Here is a 17,434-nt window from a genome sequence, read left to right as displayed (position 1 = left end):
GACGCGAACCGCGAGCAGGCGATCAACGCGCTCGTCGGCGCGGGCTTCGGCGCGGCCGGCCAGCGCTGCATGGCGACCTCCGTCGCGGTGCTGGTGGGCAAGGCGCGCGAGTGGCTGCCCGACATCGTCGCGAAGGCGAAGGCGCTGAAGGTCAACGCGGGAGCCGAACCCGGCACCGACGTCGGCCCGGTCGTGTCGCGCGGCGCGAAGGCGCGGATCCTGACGCTGATCGACGCGGGCATCAAGGAAGGCGCGAAGCTCGAACTCGACGGTCGCGACGTGAAGGTGCCCGGCTACGAGGACGGCAACTTCATCGGCCCGACGATCTTCTCCGGCGTGACGACCGACATGTCGATCTACACGCATGAAATCTTCGGGCCGGTGCTGGTCGTGATGGAGGTCGACACGCTCGACGACGCGATCGCGCTCGTCAACGCGAACCCGATGGGTAATGGCGTGGGCATCTTCACGCAGAGCGGCGCGGCGGCGCGCAAGTTCCAGAGCGAGATCGACGTCGGCCAGGTCGGCATCAACATTCCGATTCCGGTGCCGGTGCCGTTCTTCAGCTTCACCGGTTCGCGCGGCTCGAAGCTGGGCGATCTCGGCCCGTACGGCAAGCAGGTCGTGCAGTTCTACACGCAGACCAAGACGGTCACCGCGCGCTGGTTCGACGACGACACGACGGCCGGCCCTGTGAATACGACGATCCGGCTGCATTGAGCGGTGGAGGAAACGAACATGAAAATCGGATTCATCGGCCTCGGCCACATGGGCGCGCCGATGGCGCTGAACCTGCTGAAAGCCGGCCATGACGTGCATGCATTCGACCTGAGCGCCGACGCGTTGCGCGCGCTGCAGGACGCCGGCGCGCAGGCGGCCGCGTCGCCGCGCGATGCGTCGTCGGGCGCGACGTTCGTGATCACGATGCTGCCGGCCGCGCCGCACGTGCGCTCGGTGCTGTCCGGCGAGAACGGCGTGCTGGCCGGCCTCGGCGCGGGCGCGACGGTGATCGATTCGAGCACGATCGACCCGGCGAGCGCGCAGGCGTTCGGCGCGCTGGTGCGCGAGCACGGCGGCGCGTTCGTCGATGCGCCGGTGTCGGGCGGCACCGGCGGCGCGGCGGCCGGCACGCTGACCTTCATGGTCGGTGGCAGCGATGCGGATTTCGAGCGCGTGAAGCCCGTGCTCGCCGGCATGGGCAAGAACATCGTCCACTGCGGCGCGACGGGCATGGGGCAGGTCGCAAAGGTCTGCAACAACCTCGTGCTCGGCATCTCGATGGCGGCGGTGTCGGAGGCGATGTCGCTCGGCGTCGCGCTCGGCATCGACCCGAAGGTGCTGGCCGGCATCGTCAACACGTCGACGGGCCGCTGCTGGAGTTCGGACACCTACAACCCGTATCCGGGCGTGATCGAGACCGCGCCATCGTCGCGCGGCTACACGGGCGGCTTCGGCACCGACCTGATGCTGAAGGATCTCGGCCTCGCGAACGATGCGGCGAAGCAGGCGCGCCAGCCCGTCTATCTCGGCGCGCTCGCGCAGCAGCTGTACCAGACGATGAGCAGCCGCGGCGACGGCCAGCTCGATTTCTCGGCGGTGATCCGCCTGTACCAACCGGCCACGAAGAAGGACGCCTCATGATCGAACTCGACTACGTCGACGACGGCGCGATCGCGTGCGCGACGCTCAAGCGTCCGCCCGCGAACGCCTTTACCGCCGACGGGCTGCGGCAACTGCAGGCGAGCGTCGCCGAACTGAATGCGAACCCGCGCGTGCGCGTGCTGGTGATCACCGGCGACGGCCCGAAGTTCTTCAGCGCGGGCGCCGACCTCAACACGTTCGCCGACGGCGATCGTGCGGTCGCACGCGCGATGGCGTCGCGCTTCGGCGCGGCGTTCGAGGCGCTGCAGGATGCGCGCGTCGTGACGATCGCGGCGATCAACGGCTATGCGATGGGCGGCGGCCTCGAATGCGCGCTCGCGTGCGACCTGCGGATCGCGGAGGCGCATGCGCAGATGGCGCTGCCCGAACCGTCGGTCGGCCTGCTGCCGTGCGGGCTCGGCACGCAGACGCTGCCCTGGCTCGTCGGCGAAGGCTGGGCGAAGAAGATCATCCTGACCGGCGCGCGCGTCGATGCGGCCACCGCGCTGCGGATCGGCCTCGTCGAGGACGTGGTGGAAAGCGGCGCCGCGCGCGATGCGGCGCTCGCGCTGGCGCGCAACGTCGTGCGGCAAAGCCCGCACGCGCTCGCCTACAGCAAGGAGCTGATCGGCCTCGCCCGTCGCGGCGTGCCGCGCGGCGCGGCGCTCGCGGTCGAGCGCGAACGCTTCGTCGACCTGTTCGACACGGCCGATCCGCGCGAAGGCGTGGCGGCGTTCCTTGGCAAGCGCGCACCGCAGTGGCGCACCGATGAGGAGTCGCAACGATGAGCACGCCGGTGACGAATCACGACGCATTCGCGGAGCATGCGCCCGAGGTGCTGTATCGCGTGGTGAACCGCGTGGCGCTGATCACGCTGAACCGGCCGGCCGCACTCAACGCGCTGTCGTACGCGATGATCGGCGAGCTGACCGCGCTGTTCGAGCGCTGCCGCCACGACGACCGGATCGTCGCGGTCGTACTGCGCGGCGCGGGCGAGAAGGGCTTCTGCGCGGGCGGCGACGTGCGTGCGCTGTACAGGATGGTCGCGCAGCGCGAGACCTGGCTGCCGTTCTTCGTCGACGAATACCGGCTCGACTACGCGATCCACACGTTCCCGAAGCCGGTGGTCGCGCTGATGGACGGCGTGACGATGGGCGGCGGCATGGGGCTCGCGCAGGGGGCGGCGCTGCGCGTCGCGACCGAGCGCAGCAAGATCGCGATGCCGGAAACGCGCATCGGCCTCGTGCCCGACGTGGGGGCGACGCATTTCCTGTCGCGCATGCCGGCCGAACTCGAACTGTACGTGGGGCTGACCGGCGCGATGCTGTCGGGCGCCGACGCGCTGAGCGCGAAGCTCGCGGACCTGTGCGTGCCGTCCGCGTGGCTCGACACGTTCGAGACGCGCATCGAAAGCGTGAAGTGGGACGGCGATGCGCTGCCGTTGCTGCGCAAGGTGTTCGAGCCGCCGTGCAACGTGGTGCCGCACGCGGCGCTCGACGGCCAGATGCCGTGGATCGTCCGCCACTTCGACAAGCGCTCGACCGTCGAGCGGATCGTCGCCACGCTCACGCAGGACCTGGCGCGCGACGAGCTGGCGCGCGAGCACCGTCAATGGTTGCAGGCGACGCTCGATGCGCTCGCGAGCCATTCGCCGACGATGCTCGCGGTGACGCGCGAAGCGCTGCTGCGCGGCCGGCAGATGACGCTCGCGGAATCGTTCCGGATGGAGCTCGGCATCGTGGCGCGCGCGATCGAGGAAGGCGATTTCTGCGAAGGCGTGCGCGCGCATCTCGTCGACAAGGATCGCAAGCCGCGCTGGGCCCCTGCGTCGCTCGTCGAGCTGCGTGCCGAGCGCGTGCGGCATTTCCTGACGTCGCCGTGGAAGCTGTTCGCGCATCCGCTCGCCGATCTCGGCGCGGCGTGATGCGCCGACGCGCCGTGCGGCGCGTCGGCTTTCACGCGTCTCATCGCGCTTCGTCCGCTCGCTCGATCATCGGCGGAACCGCCTGCGCGAGCGCATCGATCACGCAGCGCGTCTTGCGCGGCAAGTAGCGCGTCTTCGGCCAGATCGCGTGAATGTCGCCTTCGCAGACGAAGCAGCGATCCAGCACGACCGCCATCTCCCCGCGCTTCACGTAATGGTCGAGCAGCCAGCTCGGCAGCCACGCGATCCCGAACCCCGACGCACCGGCCGCGGCGATCGCCTGCACGTCATCGAAACTCAGTTGATGCGGCATGTCGATCCGCACCGTCGAGCCGTCCGGCGCGCGCAAGTCCCACGGCTGCACCACGCCCGACCGCGAATAGGCGATCGTCCGGTGGTGCTTCAGGTCGTCGAGCGTCTTCGGTGTCCCGTAACGCGCGAGATACGACGGCGCCGCGCCGAGGCTGCCGTATTGCGTGCCGAGCCGCCGCACCGCGAGGCTCGTGCTGTCCGCGAGCGTGCCGATCCGCACCGCGAGGTCGATCCCTTCCTCGACGAGATCGACGAAGCGGTCGGTGATCGACACGTCGATCCGCAGGTCAGGGTAATTGCGCGCGAGGTCGAGCACGATCGGCGTCACGCAGTGGTGCCCGAACGCGAGCGGCACGCTCAGCCGCAGCTTGCCGCGCGCCTCGTGGCGGCCGCAGTCGAGATCGGCTTCCGCCGCTTCGAGTTCCGCCAGCGCGCGCACGCAGCGGTCGTAGTACGCCTGGCCGTCGTCGGTCAGGCTCTGGCTGCGCGTCGTGCGTTGCAGCAGCCGTGCGCCGAGCCGCTTCTCGAGCCGCGCGATCGCCTTGCCGACCGCGGAACGCGTCATGTCGAGCCGCTGCGCGGCCAGCGCAAAGCTGCCCGATTCCACGACCTGGACGAAGGTCGTTACGCCGTCGAGTCTGTCGGTCATGGCGAGATTGCGTCGATTGAGTCCTGAGATTCCCCAGTGCATGGAAATGCGTACGCCAATGGGGAGGTGAATTCTCACTATAGTACCGATTCCCGCTCAGCGTGCATCGCCGGCCGCACGCGGCGAATCCTACTCAACCTGGAGGCGCGCGGCCTGTCGTCGAGCCGCCGCGCAATACGCATGACGCTATCCGACTCTCGCAGGAATGCGGTCGCACTCGCGGCCGTCTGTCTCACGTCGCTGATGTTCGGCCTCGAAATTTCGAGCGTGCCGGTGATCCTGCCGACGCTCGAACACGTGCTGCATGGCGATTTCAACGGCATGCAGTGGATCATGAACGCGTACACGATCGCATGTACGACGGTGCTGATGGCGGCCGGTACGCTCGCGGACCGGTTTGGCCGCAAGCGCGTGTACGTGATCGGCACCGTGCTGTTCGGCGCGACGTCGCTGCTCTGCGGGCTCGCGCCGAACGTGCCGGTGCTCGTGGCGGGCCGGCTGCTGCAAGGCGCGAGCGGCGGCGCGATGCTGATCTGCCAGATCGCCGTGCTGTCGCACCAGTTTCGCGAAGGGCGCGAGCGCGGCCGCGCATTCGGGATCTGGGGGATCGTGTTCGGTATCGGCCTCGGGTTCGGGCCGATCGTCGGCGGCGCGATCGTCGCGCTGGCGAGCTGGCCGTGGGTATTCCTCGTTCATGCGCCGCTCGCGGCCGTCGCGCTCGTGCTGATCGGCGGCGCGGTGCAGGAATCGCGCGATCCGCATGCGGGCTCGCTCGACGTCGCGGGCATCGTCACGTTGTCGCTCGCGGTGCTCGGTCTCGCGTTCTACATCACCCAAAGCGCGGAACTCGGATTGACGAGCAGAGCCGGCCTCGGCGTGCTCGGCGCGACCGTGCTCGCGCTGGCGGGCTTCGTCGCCGCGGAGCGCCGCAGCGCGCGGCCGATGTTCGACTTCTCGGTGTTCCGGATTCGCGCGTTCACCGGCGCGATCTTCGGCTCGATGGGGATGAACTTCAGCTTCTGGCCGTTCATGATCTACCTGCCGATCTGGTTCCAGGTCGCGCTCGGCTACGACAGCGTGACGGCCGGCCTCGCGTTGCTCGCGTACACGCTGCCGACGCTGATCGCGCCGCCGTTCGGCGAACGGCTCGCCCTGCGCTACGGGCCGGGTGTCGTGATTCCGGGCGGCCTGTTCACGATCGCGGCCGGTTTCGTGCTGATGCGGTTGGGCAGCGCGGCCGATCATGCGAGCTGGCTGACGATGCTGCCGGGCTGCGTGATCGCCGGCATCGGGCTCGGGCTGACCAACACGCCCGTCACCAACACGACGACGGGTGCGGTGCCGAGCGCGCGCGCCGGGATGGCGTCGGGCATCGACATGAGCGCGCGGATGATCTCGCTCGCGCTGAACATCGCGGCAATGGGCTTCGTGCTGGTGGCGGGGATCGTCGCGAGCCTGAAGCGCGGGCCGGCCGGCGCGATCGGCGACGCGGCGCTGCGCCGGCTCGCGCAGGAAATCGCGTCGGGTCGCACCGACGGGCTGCAGGCCGTCGCGCCGGCGCTCGCGCAGGCCGACCCGACCGGCGCGGCGCTGCACGCGGCGCTCGTGCATGGGTTCGGCTGGGTGATGGTGTACGGCGCGGCGGGCGTGGCCGTGCTCGCGACCGCGAGCATGGTGGCGTTCGCGCCAGCGCGGCGCGGGGCGGCCGTGTGCGAGTGACGCAGCCGGCGTGCGGCATATGGCGGCCGGTCAGGACGTCCCGCCGCCGAGCGCGCGGTAGAGCTTCATCTGGTTGTTGAGCCGGTTCAGGCGCGTCAGTTCGTCGGCGCTCTGCGCGCTTCTCAGGACCTGCTGCTGGTCGAGCCAAGGCTGCACGGCGGTCGCGCCGGCCGCGAAGCGCGCGGCGGCCAGCCGCTCGGCGCGCTGCGCCTGGGCGAGCGACAGCGCGCGCTGTTCGGCCTCGCGTTCGAGCTGCACGCGTGCGGACAGCGCGTTCTCGACTTCCGCGAGCGCCGTATGGAGCCGCTGGCGGAACCCGACCACCGCTTCCTCGTACTGCGACTTCGACACCTTGATCTGCAGCTGCATCGTGTTCCACTGGATGAACGGCAGCGCGAGGCCGAGCCCGAGCGTGCCGACCGGGTTCGTCAGCACACGCTCGAGGCTCGTGCTCGTCGTGCCGGCGCTGCCGGTCAGCGTGAAGGTCGGGTAGAAGCTCGTGCGTGTCGCGTCGACCTGCGCGAGCGACTCGCGCAGCCGGAATTCCGCCGCACGCAGGTCGGGACGCCGGCCGAGCAGGCTTGCGGGCAGGCCGGCCGCTACGTCGGGCGGCGCAGCGTCGGGCAGTGCCGCCGGCTCGGCCGCGAGCTGCTGCGGCGGCCGGTCGAACAGGATCGCGAGCGCGTGCCGGTTCTCGGTGCGCTGCTGGATCAGTTGCGTTTGCGCCGCGCGTTGCGCGGCGAGGCTCTGTTCGGCCTGCGCGACATCGAGCCCCGACACGGCGCCGGCCGTGTGCCGCGACCGGACGAGCGCGAGCGTGCGCACCGCATACGCGATGTTCGCTTCGCCGAGCGCGATCTGCCGGTTCAGATAGCCGATCTGCCAGTACAGCGCCGCGGTCGTGCCGATCAGCGACAGCCGCGCGGCTTCGAGATCGGCGGCCGTCGCGTCGGCTTCCCAGTGCGCGGCATCGCGCAGCGCGGCCAGCCGGCCCCACAGGTCGATTTCGTAGCTGAGCGAACCGGTGAGGCTGCTCGCTCGGCTCGTTCGGTGGGTATCGAGCGTGCGCGACACGGCGCCGTTCGCGCCCAGCGTCACGTTGGGCGTCAGGTTCGTGTCGACGAGTCCCGCCTGCAATTGCGCGCGATACACGCGGATCGCCGCGATCGCGAGATCGCCGTTGGCGCGTAGCGCGCCGTCGATCAGCGCATCGAGTTGCGGATCGCCGAAGCTGCGCCACCAGTCGCGCGCGGCGGCCGGCGCGTCGGCCGCGACCGGCGCGGCCCAGTTCGCGGGCATCGCGACGGCCGGCAGCGGATCGTGGCGCACGCCCGCGCAGCCGGCGAGCAGCGCGGCCGCGCACGCGAATGCGCCGAGGCGGTGAAGCGGGGAGGATTGCGTGATGGCCATGTTTCGTCAGTCGCGCGCGAGCGCATCGATCGGATCGAGCCGCGACGCGTTGCGCGCAGGCATGAACCCGAAAATCACACCGGTGAGCGTCGAGCACACGAACGCGGTCGCGATCGCGCCGGCCGAGAACACCATCTTCCACTGCGCGACGAACATCGAGAACAGCGCGCCGAGCCCGAACGACAGCGCGATGCCGATCGTGCCGCCGAGCAGGCACACGAGCACGGCCTCGACCAGGAACTGCTGCAGGATGTCGGACTGGCGCGCGCCGACCGCCATCCGGATGCCGATCTCGCGCGTCCGCTCGGTGACCGACACCAGCATGATGTTCATCACGCCGATTCCGCCGACCACGAGCGAGATCACCGCGATCAGCGAGAGCAGCAGCGTCAGCGACTGGCCGGTCTTCTCGACGGTCTTGACCACGCTGTCCATGTTGTACGTGAAGAAGTCCTTGCGGCCGTGGCGCTGGATCATCAGTTTCTCGAGGCTTTTCTCGGCGGCGGCGCTCGGCTGCCCGTCGCGCACGCGCACGGTGATGCTGTCGAGATAGCGCTGGCCGAACAGGCGCCCGCTCGCGGTCGTGTACGGCACCCACACGTTCAGGCTCTTCACGCTGCCGAATGCGCTTTTCTTGTCGGCGGTCACGCCGATCACGACGCATGGCACGTTGTCGACGAGGATCGCTTCGCCGACCGGATTGCGCGTCGCGCCGAACAGCTTGCGGCGCGTGTTCTGGTCGATCACGACCACCTGCGCCTGGCGGCGCACCGCGTCGTCGTCGAACGCGACGCCGAGCGCGAAGCGCATCCCGCGCGCCTGGAAGTAGCGGTCGCCGACGCCGCTGACGAGCGCATTCACGTTGATGTTGCGATAACGCAGCAGCAGCGTGCGCGACGTCTCGGGTGTCGCGCTGTCGACGTACGGCTGCTCCGCGAGCGCGGCGACGTCGTCGGGCACGAGCGTCTGGATCGTGTCCGCGCGGCTGTCGCCCCAGTCGGTGCCCGGATAGAGGCTGATCGTATTGGTGCCGATGCTGCCGATCTCGTCGAGCATGTAACGCTTCGCGCCTTCGCCGACCGCGACGATCGACACGACCGACGTGATGCCGATGATGATGCCGAGCATCGTCAGCAGCGTGCGCAGCCGGTGCGACACGAGCGCGATCCAGGCCATCCGGCACGCCTCGCCGAAGCGGCCGGTGCCGGCGGCGAAGCGTCGGGCGCGCGGGGCGGGAGCGGTGTCAGTGTCGGCGTCGGCGGCAGGCGGGGCATCCCCGGAAGCCGGTGCGGACCGCCCGTTGGGTGCCGTTTCGGCCGTTGCCGCTGGCCCGACGCCGGATTCCGCGAGCGCTTCCGCGTAGTGGCGGTTCGGCCGGTCGGCGACGATCTCGCCGTCGCTGATTTCGATGATGCGCCGCGCATGGCGCGCCACCGCCTTGTCGTGCGTGACGATCACGATCGTATGGCCGAGCGCGTTCAGTTCGTGCAGGATGCGGATCACGTCCTGGCCGCTTTTCGTGTCGAGCGCGCCGGTCGGTTCGTCCGCGAGGATCACCTGGCCGCCGTTCATCAGCGCGCGTGCAATGCTCACGCGCTGCTGCTGGCCGCCGGACAGTTGCCCGGGCCGGTGATGCGCGCGATCGGCGAGCCCGAGGCGCGCGAGCAACGCGCGGGCGCGGGCGTGCCGCTCGGCGCGCGGGGTGCCTGCGTAGATCGCCGGCATTTCGAGGTTCGCGACCGCGTCGACGTGCGGCAGCAGGTGATAGCGCTGGAACACGAAGCCGAAGTGCTCGCGGCGCAACTGCGCGAGCTCGTCGCTGTCGAGCATCTGCGTGTCGCGTCCGCCGACCGTGTACGTGCCTTCGCTCGGATGATCGAGGCAGCCGAGGATGTTCATCAACGTCGACTTGCCGGACCCCGACGCGCCGACGATCGCGACGATCTCGCCCGCGTCGATCGACAGGCTGACGTTGTTCAGGACGACGACGTCCTTGTCGCCGGCCGGAAAGCGTCGCGTGACGGCGGCGAGTTTCAGCAGAGGCTGGCTCATCGTTACACCACGTCCGACAATGGCGCGCGCTCGTCCGCCGACGCTTCGCCGATCACGACGCGCTCGCCGTCCTTCAGGCCGGCCAGCACTTCGACGCGCACGTTGTTGTTGATGCCGATGCGGATGTGACGCGTTTCCGTGCTGCCGTCGGCGCGCAGCACGCGTACCGCGACGGTGCCGTCCTTGCGCTTCTCGCCGAGCGCGGCGGCCGGAATGATCAGCGCGTTGCGCGCGTTGCCGAGCACGATGTTGACCTGCGCGGTCATCGCGATGCGCAGCCGGTGCTCGGGATTCGGCACGTCGAACAGTGCGTTGTAGAACACCGCGCTGTTGGGCTTCGCGCTGCCGCCTGCGCCGCCGAGCGTGCTTTGCGCGTCGGCGTAGTTCTGCGGTGCCGGTTCGATCGCGCGCAGCTTGCCGTAATGACGCTTGTCCGGTTCGCCGAGGATCGTGAAATAGGCGCTCTGGCCGGCGCTCACGCGGATCACGTCGGCTTCCGATACCTGCGCCTTCACGGTCATCGTGTCGAGATTCGCGAGCTTCAGGATCACCGGCGCCTGCTGCTGAGCGATCACGGTCTGGCCTTCCTGCGTGACGATCGCGACGACCTCGCCGTCGATCGGCGCGACGATGCGCGTGTAGCCGAGGTTGGCCTGTGCGGTCTCGATCTGGATGCGGGCCGAACGGATCTGCGCGGCGAGCGACGCGAGGGTGGCGCGCTGCACGTCGAGCGCCGCGCGCGCGGCCTCGAACGATTCGCGTGACGTCGCATCGTCGGGCAGCATCGCCTGCTGGCGGCGGAACGCGAGCTCGGCCTGTGTCAGTTGCGCGGCGGTCGATTGCTGCTGCGCGCGCAGGCTTTCTTCGCTGGCGCGCGCCTGGCGCAGCGCGTTTTCCGAGATCACGGGATCGATCTCGGCGAGCCACTGGCCCTTCGTGACCTTGTCGCCGAGCTTGACCTTCAGCGTCTTCAACTGCCCCGACACCTGCGCGCCGACGTCCACTTGCTTGAACGCCTGCAGTGCGCCGGTCGCGAGCACCGCATTCTCGAGATCGCCGCGCGTGACGGGCGCGGACAGGTACTGCGGATGCTTGTCGGGCGCGCAGGCCTTCAGCGTGACGCCGGCGGCGATCGCGACGATGGCAACGGTGGCCAGCACGATGCGCCGGCGGCGATGGGTCTTCTGGATCATGAGAATGCAGCGAGGATGAAGCGGGCGCCGGCAATGCGTGCGGCCGAACGGAACGATCCGGTCGGTGTCGCATGCCGGACGCGTTGTCCGCGACGGGTTCCGCGTACGCATCGCGCGGGTGTGCCGAATCGAATCAGGCGCTCATGGTAAGCGAGGAATTCGCGCCAAATCGTGTGGAAATTGTGCTGAATTGTGTGGATGCCGGACCGACGCGCGGGCCGAACGGTGCAATTGTTTCGATCCGTGAAAAGGCGACGATCCGCCGCGCGACGACAATCGCCATCATCGGCCGGTCGCGTTTTTCGTCGAGCGGGGCAGCGCGTCGACTTGCTCGAGCGCCGGCCCCCATTCGTCGAGGTGCGTGACCGTGAAGCCGTTGCCGATCGGCAGGCTTACGAGCGTGCATTCGCGTTCGTACGAGCGGGGCGAGCGGGGTAGCCCGCCCGATCTCGCGAGCTCACGCGCGGTGTCCGCCCGCGTCGATCCTGCGCTGCGTATCGGCATCGACGATCTCGCGGATCGCGCTGAACAGCGGCGCGGCGTCGGTGTAGCGACGCCCGTAGCCGAGATTGAACGCATAGTCGAAATCGGGCGGATTGCTGCCCTGGTTGTGCTGCAGGATCGTTTCGAGCTTGTCGAGCGCCTTCGCCGCGCGGGCTTCCGGCGAGGCGGCTGCCTCGTATTCATCCCACAGCGCGACGATCTCGTCGCGCACCGCGCGGTCGAGCGGCGCGGTCAGCGTCAGCAGGTCGTCGCGTTCGTGCGCGCGCTTATCGGGGTATGCATCCTGCGCGATCGCGGGGATGTCGCCGTGCAGCGCCTCGCCGAGGTCGTGGACGACGCACAGTTTCAGCAGCTTCAGCGTGTCGACGGCGGGCAGTGCATCGGCGAACACGAGCGCCATCAGGCATAGCCGCCAGCTGTGCTCGGCCGTGCTTTCGGGGCGGCCGGCCGACGTATGGCCGCTGCGCAGCACGTCCTTCAGGCGTTCGGCTTCGCGCAGGAAAGCGAGCCGCGCGTGGATCGTATCGGGATTCATGGTCGGCGTTCTTGCGATGAGCCGTCAAGCGTATGCCGGCCAGCCGGGCTTCGTCCACGCATGAAATATGCGTGGACCGTCAGTGCACGTCGAGCGTTTCCACGAGCCGCACGGCCGAGCCGTCCGACAAGGTCATCCGTGTCCACCGGCACCGGCTGCCGAGAATCGGCACGACGCGCGACGCATTCGCGCCGGTGTCGAACTCGACGCTCGGCGGCCCTGCGCGTTCGTGCCAGCCGAGCCGGTCGAGCGCGGCTTCCATGCGGACGATCTCCGGCGTCGCGTAGCGCCACAGCGACGTGCCGAGCAGCGTCGAAAGCGGCCGCGAGAACTCGGCCGCGCGCGCCGGCGAGCTGGCAAGCAGACGGTGCGTGAGATCGCACACGAGATGCATGCGGCCCGCACTGCCGGCGATCAGCCGCGCGAGTGCGTGGTCGCCCGCGGAATCGAGGCGCGCGGCGAGCAGCCGTTCGGCCGTCGCGCGTTCGTCGGGCGACATCTGCTGGAGGCCGGCCTCCCAGCGCGAGATCGTCGATTGCGCGACGCCGAACAGCTCGGCCGCATGGCTTTGCTTCACGCGGTGCAGCGCGCGCCAGCGCTTGAGTTGCGGGCCGAGCGAGGACGGATGAAGCGGTGAGGCATTCATGACGATGCTCCTGTGGCAGCTTGCCGTGCGCGCCCCGTCGGAATTGTTTTCGCGAGGCTTTCAACCGGTCTCACCATATCTTATTATTCGGCCAGAGCGGTGCGTGCCGGCCACCATCGATCATGTGAGCGACATGACGCGCCGGCAACGATGACCGCCTTCCGGCCGGCGCGTCGCCCGACGCGCGGTCGCAACGACAGGGAGCGCAAGGCCGCGCGTTTCCCGAAAAAAGATACGAGGGCGCAATGGTACGACTGGTGTTGCTGCTGCTGGGCATCGAATATCTGCGAACCCGCTGGCGCGGGTTGACCGTGCTCGGCTGGCTGTGGGTCGTCGCGGGCGTCGGCATTTTCGTCGATGCGCTCGACGGCGCGCTGCATTTTCCGATCGAACTGTTCGCATGGCTGTTCCTGATCGAGGGGCTCGCGACGCTCGCGGTGGCCGGCAGCGGGGTCGGCGGGCAGCGCATCCTGCGCTACGTGAAGGGCATCGCGGTCGTGGTGGCCGCGGGGCTCGTATTTGCCGGCCATCATCACGGCCACTTCCTGCTGTCGATGATCTTCGGCACGCTGTTTCTCGTCGACGGGCTGTTGCAATGCACGTCCGCATGGATGGTGCGCTATCGCCGCTGGCACGTCGCGTTCGCGTGGGGCGTCGTCGAGATCCTGCTGGCGATCTTCTTCTTTCAGCCGTACCCGACGCACTACGTGGGCACCGTGCCGTACTGCCTCGGCCTGTTGCTGACGTTCGGCGGGATGCACATGCTGAGCCTTGCCGCACGCGTGCGGCGGCTGACACGCAACCCGGCGTTCGCGACGTCGCCCGCGCCGGCGCTGGCGCCGGATCTCGACGATGCGCCGAACCTGCCGCAGTTCGCGCAATCCGAATGGGACGGCCCGCCGGCCGACGGCGAGCGGGCGCTCACCGTGCACGTGTGGACGCCGACCGGCACGTCGAAGGCCGAAGCGCAGCGTTATCCGGTGATCGACCGCTACATCGCGGCGGTGGACGTCAACGGCGTGATCTCGACCGGCCATGCGGCGCTGGAGTCGCCGGAGGGTATCTACATCAGCCTGTATCCGGGCGTCGAAATCGATCGTTCTCCGGACGAATTCACGCGCATCCTGCGTGCGACGCGCGAGAACGACGTGCCGGGCCTGTTCCAGCCCGACTATGCGACCGAGTCGAAAGCGTGGTGTCCGTCGACGGTGCGCGTGCGCATCCGCAACTACGATCCGGCCAAGCTCGATGCGTTCTGGTCGTCGTACCGGCAGAACACGACGTACAACCTCACGCACCGCAACTGCTCGAGCTCCGTGTCGAATGCGCTCGAAGCCGCGCTCGACGGCGCGGTGTGGCGGCTGAAGGGCGCGCGGGCCGGGTGGGGCGCGTTCGTGCGACTGCTGCTCACGCCCGAGCTGTGGGTGGCCGCGCAGATCCGCAAGCGTGCGGTGACGATGGCGTGGACGCCCGGGCTCACGCTCGACTATGCGCGCGCGCTCAGCATGCTCGCCGATCCGCGCCCGTTCGCGTGGTGGAAGGTTGCGCGCTCGGCCGTGAGCGCGATCATGGCGTCGCGCCGCGCATGGCGCGAGCAGGACAGCGCGGCGCTGTCGCCCGGCGGGTCGGAGGCGGCGTCGATGAAGTGAACGCGTGGCGCCGGACGCGGGCCCGGCGTCACGAGGGGCGCCTTCGCGCGGCGCCGCGATATTGCCTGCCATCAGCCCCCACGGACGACGACGATGAACAACACGAGAGCGTTCCGCATCCTGATTCCCGCCGCGCTGACGCTGGCGAGCGCCGGCCTCGCGCAGGCGGACACGGACGAAGTGCCGCGCATGAGCAACGACGTTTACCGGATGTCGGTGTCGTTCTGCTCGAACGTCGCGGCCGCCGAGAAGGTCGCGTGCCAGGGCGACATGATCGCCGCGGGCAGCCGGATCGTCGCGGCGCTGGGCGGCCTGCCGCCGGCGTCCGCCACGGCGATCGACGAAGGCGCGCGCAACAAGCTGCCGCCGGCGGAGCGTAACGGGCTCGCGCCCGTCGAGCCGGCCGCGATCGACAAGGACGACGTTCTGGCCGGCCTCGCCGGCATGGTGCGCCTCTGCGACGTGTATGAGCCCGAACCGGCGTCGCGTGCGCGGCACCACGCGGCGCTGCAGCAGAAGGCGCCCGATGTCGCTCCCCGTGTCGAGGCGTTGCTGGCCGATGCGTCGACGGCGGCGCGCCGGCGCGTCAGCATCGGCGTGTGGCAGATTCTCGCGCTCGAGGGCCCCGAAGCGTCGGCGCGCGCGTGCACGCAGCTCGGCACCTGAGTGATCGCGCATTCTTTCGTCCACCTTCACATTCGTGCCATGTTGCGTCGGCAACAATCGCGGGCAGACATTCGACAACCTTGCGGCGCATCCCGCGACCGCAAGCCCTTTCCGAGGAAACACGCCATGCTCAAGACGCTCGCCCGCGCCGCTGCCGCACTCGCCGTCGCTTCCGTTTCACTGCACGCCGCCGCGCAGACCAGCTACGACTACCTGTTGCTCGCCGCATCGTGGGAGCCGGGCTTCTGCGCGTCGCACGACACGCCGGAATGCACGAACCTCGCCGGCTCGTATGCGGCGACGAGCCTGTCGCTGCACGGGCTGTGGCCGAACCGCTACGACGGCAATCAGCCGTTCTATTGCGGCGTGCCGCAGAGCGACATCGACCTCGACAACGCGCACCAGTGGTGCAGCATGGACGCATACCCGATCAGCAGCGCGACCCGCAACACGCTGTCGACGTACATGCCGGGCGTCGCATCGTGTCTCGACAAGCACGAGTGGTTCAAGCATGGCACGTGTTCGAATTCGGCGACGCCCGATGCTTACTGGAATCAGGCGTCGGGCATGATCAGCCGGTTGGGCAACACGTCGTTCAACGCGTTCCTGCAAGCGAACGCGGGCAAGACGGTCACGCGTAACCAGTTGCTGTCGGCGTTCGAAGGCGCGTTCGGCAGCAACACGCGCAGCGCGGTGTCGCTGAAGTGCACGAAGACGAACGGCGTGAGCTACTTCACCGAAGCGTGGATCGCGGTGAAGACGAATGCGACCGCGCAGTTTCCGAGCGCGGCATCGCTCGTGACGGACGGCAATACGCAGGGCACGTGCCCGACGTCGGGTGTGTTCATCGCGAAGTGACGGGGCGCGGCTGACGTGCGCGATATCGCGCACGTCGCGAGCGGTCAGGGTTGCGGCATGACGGGTGGCATGGGCATTCCAGCATGTCGGGCGTGCCGTTGACGGAGCGAATGCGGGTTTGTCGGTCGGCTGCGCTCAACGCGTCGCGGACGGCACGCCGAACCACCGCATGGCCGCATGCGCGACTGCGTCCACGTCCGCATCGTCATTGCAGGCCCATGCGACGAAGCCGTCGGGGCGCACCAGCACCGCGCGCAATCCGAGCCGGTCCTTCGCGTCGCTCGCGAGATACGCGATCCGGTCGTGCCAACGGCTTGCGAGTGCCCGAAGCGACGGGTTCGCATCGAAGTCCAGCAGCATGCCCTTGCCGTGCCTGACGTGTTCGCCGAGCCGCGTGCCGTCGGCCAGTTCGAAGTCGGGAACGCCGTGGCCCACGAGCGGATGGCCGCTGCCGAGATCGTACGCGAGCGACACGCCCCACAGGCGCTCGGCGAAGTACGTCGCGCCGTCGCGCGTGTCAACGAGATCGCGAATGATCGCGGCGAGCGCGCGCGAACTCGGAGACGGTCGCATCAGCGCGACCTGCGCACGCGACCAGTCGAGCACGCGTGCGCCCATCGGATGCCGTTCGTTCGTATAGCTGTCGAGCAGCCCGTCCGGCGCGTCGCCGCGGATCGTCGCGGCCAGCTTCCAGCCGAGATTCATCGCATCGCCAAGCCCGAGATTGAGCCCCTGGCCGCCGAGCGGCGAGTGGATGTGCGCGGCATCGCCCGCGAGCAGCACGTGGCCGTTGCGGTACGTCGATGCCTGGTACGCGCGATCGGTCCACGTGGCGGCGAGCCGAAGCGCGGTCAACGTGACGCCGGTGCCGGACACGCGGCGCAGCACGGCCTGCGCATGCTCGAGCGTCACCGGCCCGCTCCGGTGGAATGCGCCGCCGTCGAATTCGACTAGCGCGACGGTTCCGGGCGGCGTGTAGGTGTACATCCCGGCCGTCGTGTGGTGACGGCCCGGCAGCAGCGCGCCCGGATCGGCGAACTCGGCTTCGATCGAATAGCCGGTGAACTCGGCGTCGGTGCCGGCGAACGCGAAGCCGCCGGCCTTGCGGACCGCGCTGCGCCCGCCGTCGCAGCCGACGAGCCAGCGTGCGTGGAATGTCTCGCCGCCGGCGTGCAGCGTGACGCCATCGTCCGACTGATCGAAGCCTTCGACGGCGACACCGCGCCGGATCTCGACGCCCGTTGCGCGCGCGCGGGCGCTCAGCACGGATTCGACCCGCGCCATGTCCGTCGCCATGTGCGTGCCGGCCGGGCCGGACAGATGATATGGCCACTGCGACGTATCGACGTCGTCGTGGAAGAACTGGATGCCGGCGAAATGGCCGGCCGGCCGACGCGATTGCTGCATCCAGTGCGCGGTGTCCTTTGCACGGGACGGTAGCGCGATGCCGTCGAGCAAGCCGCGACGATAGAACGCGTCGATGGTCGGCGCGGACAGGCCGCGCATGCCGAACGGGAGATGCTTCAGCGGGGATTCCGGATCGTCCGCCTGTTCGACCACCAGCACGGAGGCGCCGGCGAGGCGTAATTCGCACGCGAGAAACAGGCCGACAGGGCCGGCTCCGGCGATCGCGACATCATGGGTCACGGGCTCGTTCATCGGTGGCTCGGTTTCGG

15 protein-coding genes are annotated in these 17,434 nt (G+C 69.2%); 8 read left to right on the top strand and 7 right to left on the bottom strand.

The annotated features are described in order from the left end of the window. From WS89_RS22000 to WS89_RS21985, 4 genes are all read left to right on the top strand, one after another. On the top strand, nt 1–720 hold a 720-nt coding region (locus tag WS89_RS22000; protein WP_156440595.1), incomplete at its 5' end, for an aldehyde dehydrogenase family protein. An 18-nt stretch (nt 721–738) separates the two neighbouring features. Further along, nucleotides 739–1,641: a 3-hydroxyisobutyrate dehydrogenase gene (gene mmsB, locus WS89_RS21995; RefSeq protein ID WP_059793483.1), complete on the top strand. Its 903-nt coding sequence runs from the start codon at nt 739–741 to the stop codon at nt 1,639–1,641. Beyond that, nucleotides 1,638–2,429: an enoyl-CoA hydratase gene (locus WS89_RS21990; protein WP_059793465.1), complete on the top strand. Its 792-nt coding sequence runs from the start codon at nt 1,638–1,640 to the stop codon at nt 2,427–2,429. The genes mmsB and WS89_RS21990 overlap by 4 nt, the downstream gene beginning before the upstream one ends. After that, nucleotides 2,426–3,565, top strand: coding sequence for an enoyl-CoA hydratase/isomerase family protein (locus WS89_RS21985; RefSeq protein ID WP_059793464.1), 1,140 nt, complete (start codon nt 2,426–2,428; stop codon nt 3,563–3,565). Before WS89_RS21990 ends, WS89_RS21985 begins: the two co-directional genes overlap by 4 nt. Nucleotides 3,566–3,605: 40 nt before the next feature. Here the strand turns inward: WS89_RS21985 and WS89_RS21980 are convergent, their stop codons facing one another. Next, nucleotides 3,606–4,526 (bottom strand): LysR family transcriptional regulator, encoded by a 921-nt coding sequence (locus tag WS89_RS21980; RefSeq protein ID WP_059502454.1) that lies wholly within the window; start codon nt 4,524–4,526, stop codon nt 3,606–3,608. A 180-nt stretch (nt 4,527–4,706) separates the two neighbouring features. On the opposite strand from WS89_RS21980, the gene WS89_RS21975 reads away from it, so the two are divergent. Continuing rightward, the gene (locus WS89_RS21975) at nt 4,707–6,245 is read left to right on the top strand and encodes an MFS transporter (protein WP_059793462.1); all 1,539 of its coding nucleotides are present in this window, start codon (nt 4,707–4,709) and stop codon (nt 6,243–6,245) included. Nucleotides 6,246–6,275: 30 nt separating this feature from the next. Here the strand turns inward: WS89_RS21975 and WS89_RS21970 are convergent, their stop codons facing one another. The 5 genes from WS89_RS21970 to WS89_RS21945 form a co-directional block, all read right to left on the bottom strand. Further along, nucleotides 6,276–7,655, bottom strand: a complete 1,380-nt coding sequence (locus WS89_RS21970) for an efflux transporter outer membrane subunit (protein ID WP_059793460.1) — start codon at nt 7,653–7,655, stop codon at nt 6,276–6,278. A gap of 6 nt (nt 7,656–7,661) precedes the next feature. Next, nucleotides 7,662–9,707, bottom strand: a complete 2,046-nt coding sequence (locus tag WS89_RS21965; RefSeq protein WP_059793457.1) for a MacB family efflux pump subunit — start codon at nt 9,705–9,707, stop codon at nt 7,662–7,664. A 2-nt stretch (nt 9,708–9,709) separates the two neighbouring features. Further along, the gene (locus WS89_RS21960; protein WP_059793481.1) at nt 9,710–10,900 is read right to left on the bottom strand and encodes an efflux RND transporter periplasmic adaptor subunit; all 1,191 of its coding nucleotides are present in this window, start codon (nt 10,898–10,900) and stop codon (nt 9,710–9,712) included. A gap of 457 nt (nt 10,901–11,357) precedes the next feature. Further along, nucleotides 11,358–11,939 carry an HD domain-containing protein gene (locus WS89_RS21950; protein ID WP_059502463.1) on the bottom strand — a complete coding sequence of 194 codons (582 nt, stop codon included), beginning with the start codon at nt 11,937–11,939 and terminating at the stop codon, nt 11,358–11,360. Between the two features lie 79 nt (nt 11,940–12,018). Further along, on the bottom strand, nt 12,019–12,585 hold the full coding sequence (locus WS89_RS21945; RefSeq protein WP_059793453.1) for a helix-turn-helix domain-containing protein: 567 nt from the start codon (nt 12,583–12,585) through the stop codon (nt 12,019–12,021). 245 nt (nt 12,586–12,830) lie between these two features. Here WS89_RS21945 and WS89_RS21940 point away from each other — a divergent pair, with 245 nt between their 5' ends. The 3 genes from WS89_RS21940 (at nt 12,831) to WS89_RS21930 (ending at nt 15,758) form a co-directional block, all read left to right on the top strand. Continuing rightward, nucleotides 12,831–14,234 (top strand): HdeD family acid-resistance protein, encoded by a 1,404-nt coding sequence (locus WS89_RS21940; RefSeq protein ID WP_059502468.1) that lies wholly within the window; start codon nt 12,831–12,833, stop codon nt 14,232–14,234. Between the two features lie 93 nt (nt 14,235–14,327). After that, entirely contained in the window at nt 14,328–14,900 is a 573-nt protein-coding gene (locus WS89_RS21935; RefSeq protein ID WP_059502470.1) for a hypothetical protein, read from the top strand. Nucleotides 14,901–15,026: 126 nt separating this feature from the next. After that, nucleotides 15,027–15,758 (top strand): ribonuclease T2, encoded by a 732-nt coding sequence (locus WS89_RS21930; protein WP_034204357.1) that lies wholly within the window; start codon nt 15,027–15,029, stop codon nt 15,756–15,758. 135 nt (nt 15,759–15,893) lie between these two features. On the opposite strand, the gene WS89_RS21925 is transcribed toward WS89_RS21930, so the two are convergent. Next, a complete protein-coding gene (locus tag WS89_RS21925) occupies nt 15,894–17,417 on the bottom strand; it encodes an FAD-dependent monooxygenase (RefSeq protein ID WP_059793451.1) in 1,524 nt (507 codons plus the stop codon). Nucleotides 17,418–17,434: the final 17 nt, after the last annotated feature.

Source organism: Burkholderia sp. MSMB1072, assembly GCF_001524725.1.
In the GTDB taxonomy this organism is placed as follows: domain Bacteria; phylum Pseudomonadota; class Gammaproteobacteria; order Burkholderiales; family Burkholderiaceae; genus Burkholderia.
This window is presented reverse-complemented; position numbering and strand designations above follow the sequence as displayed.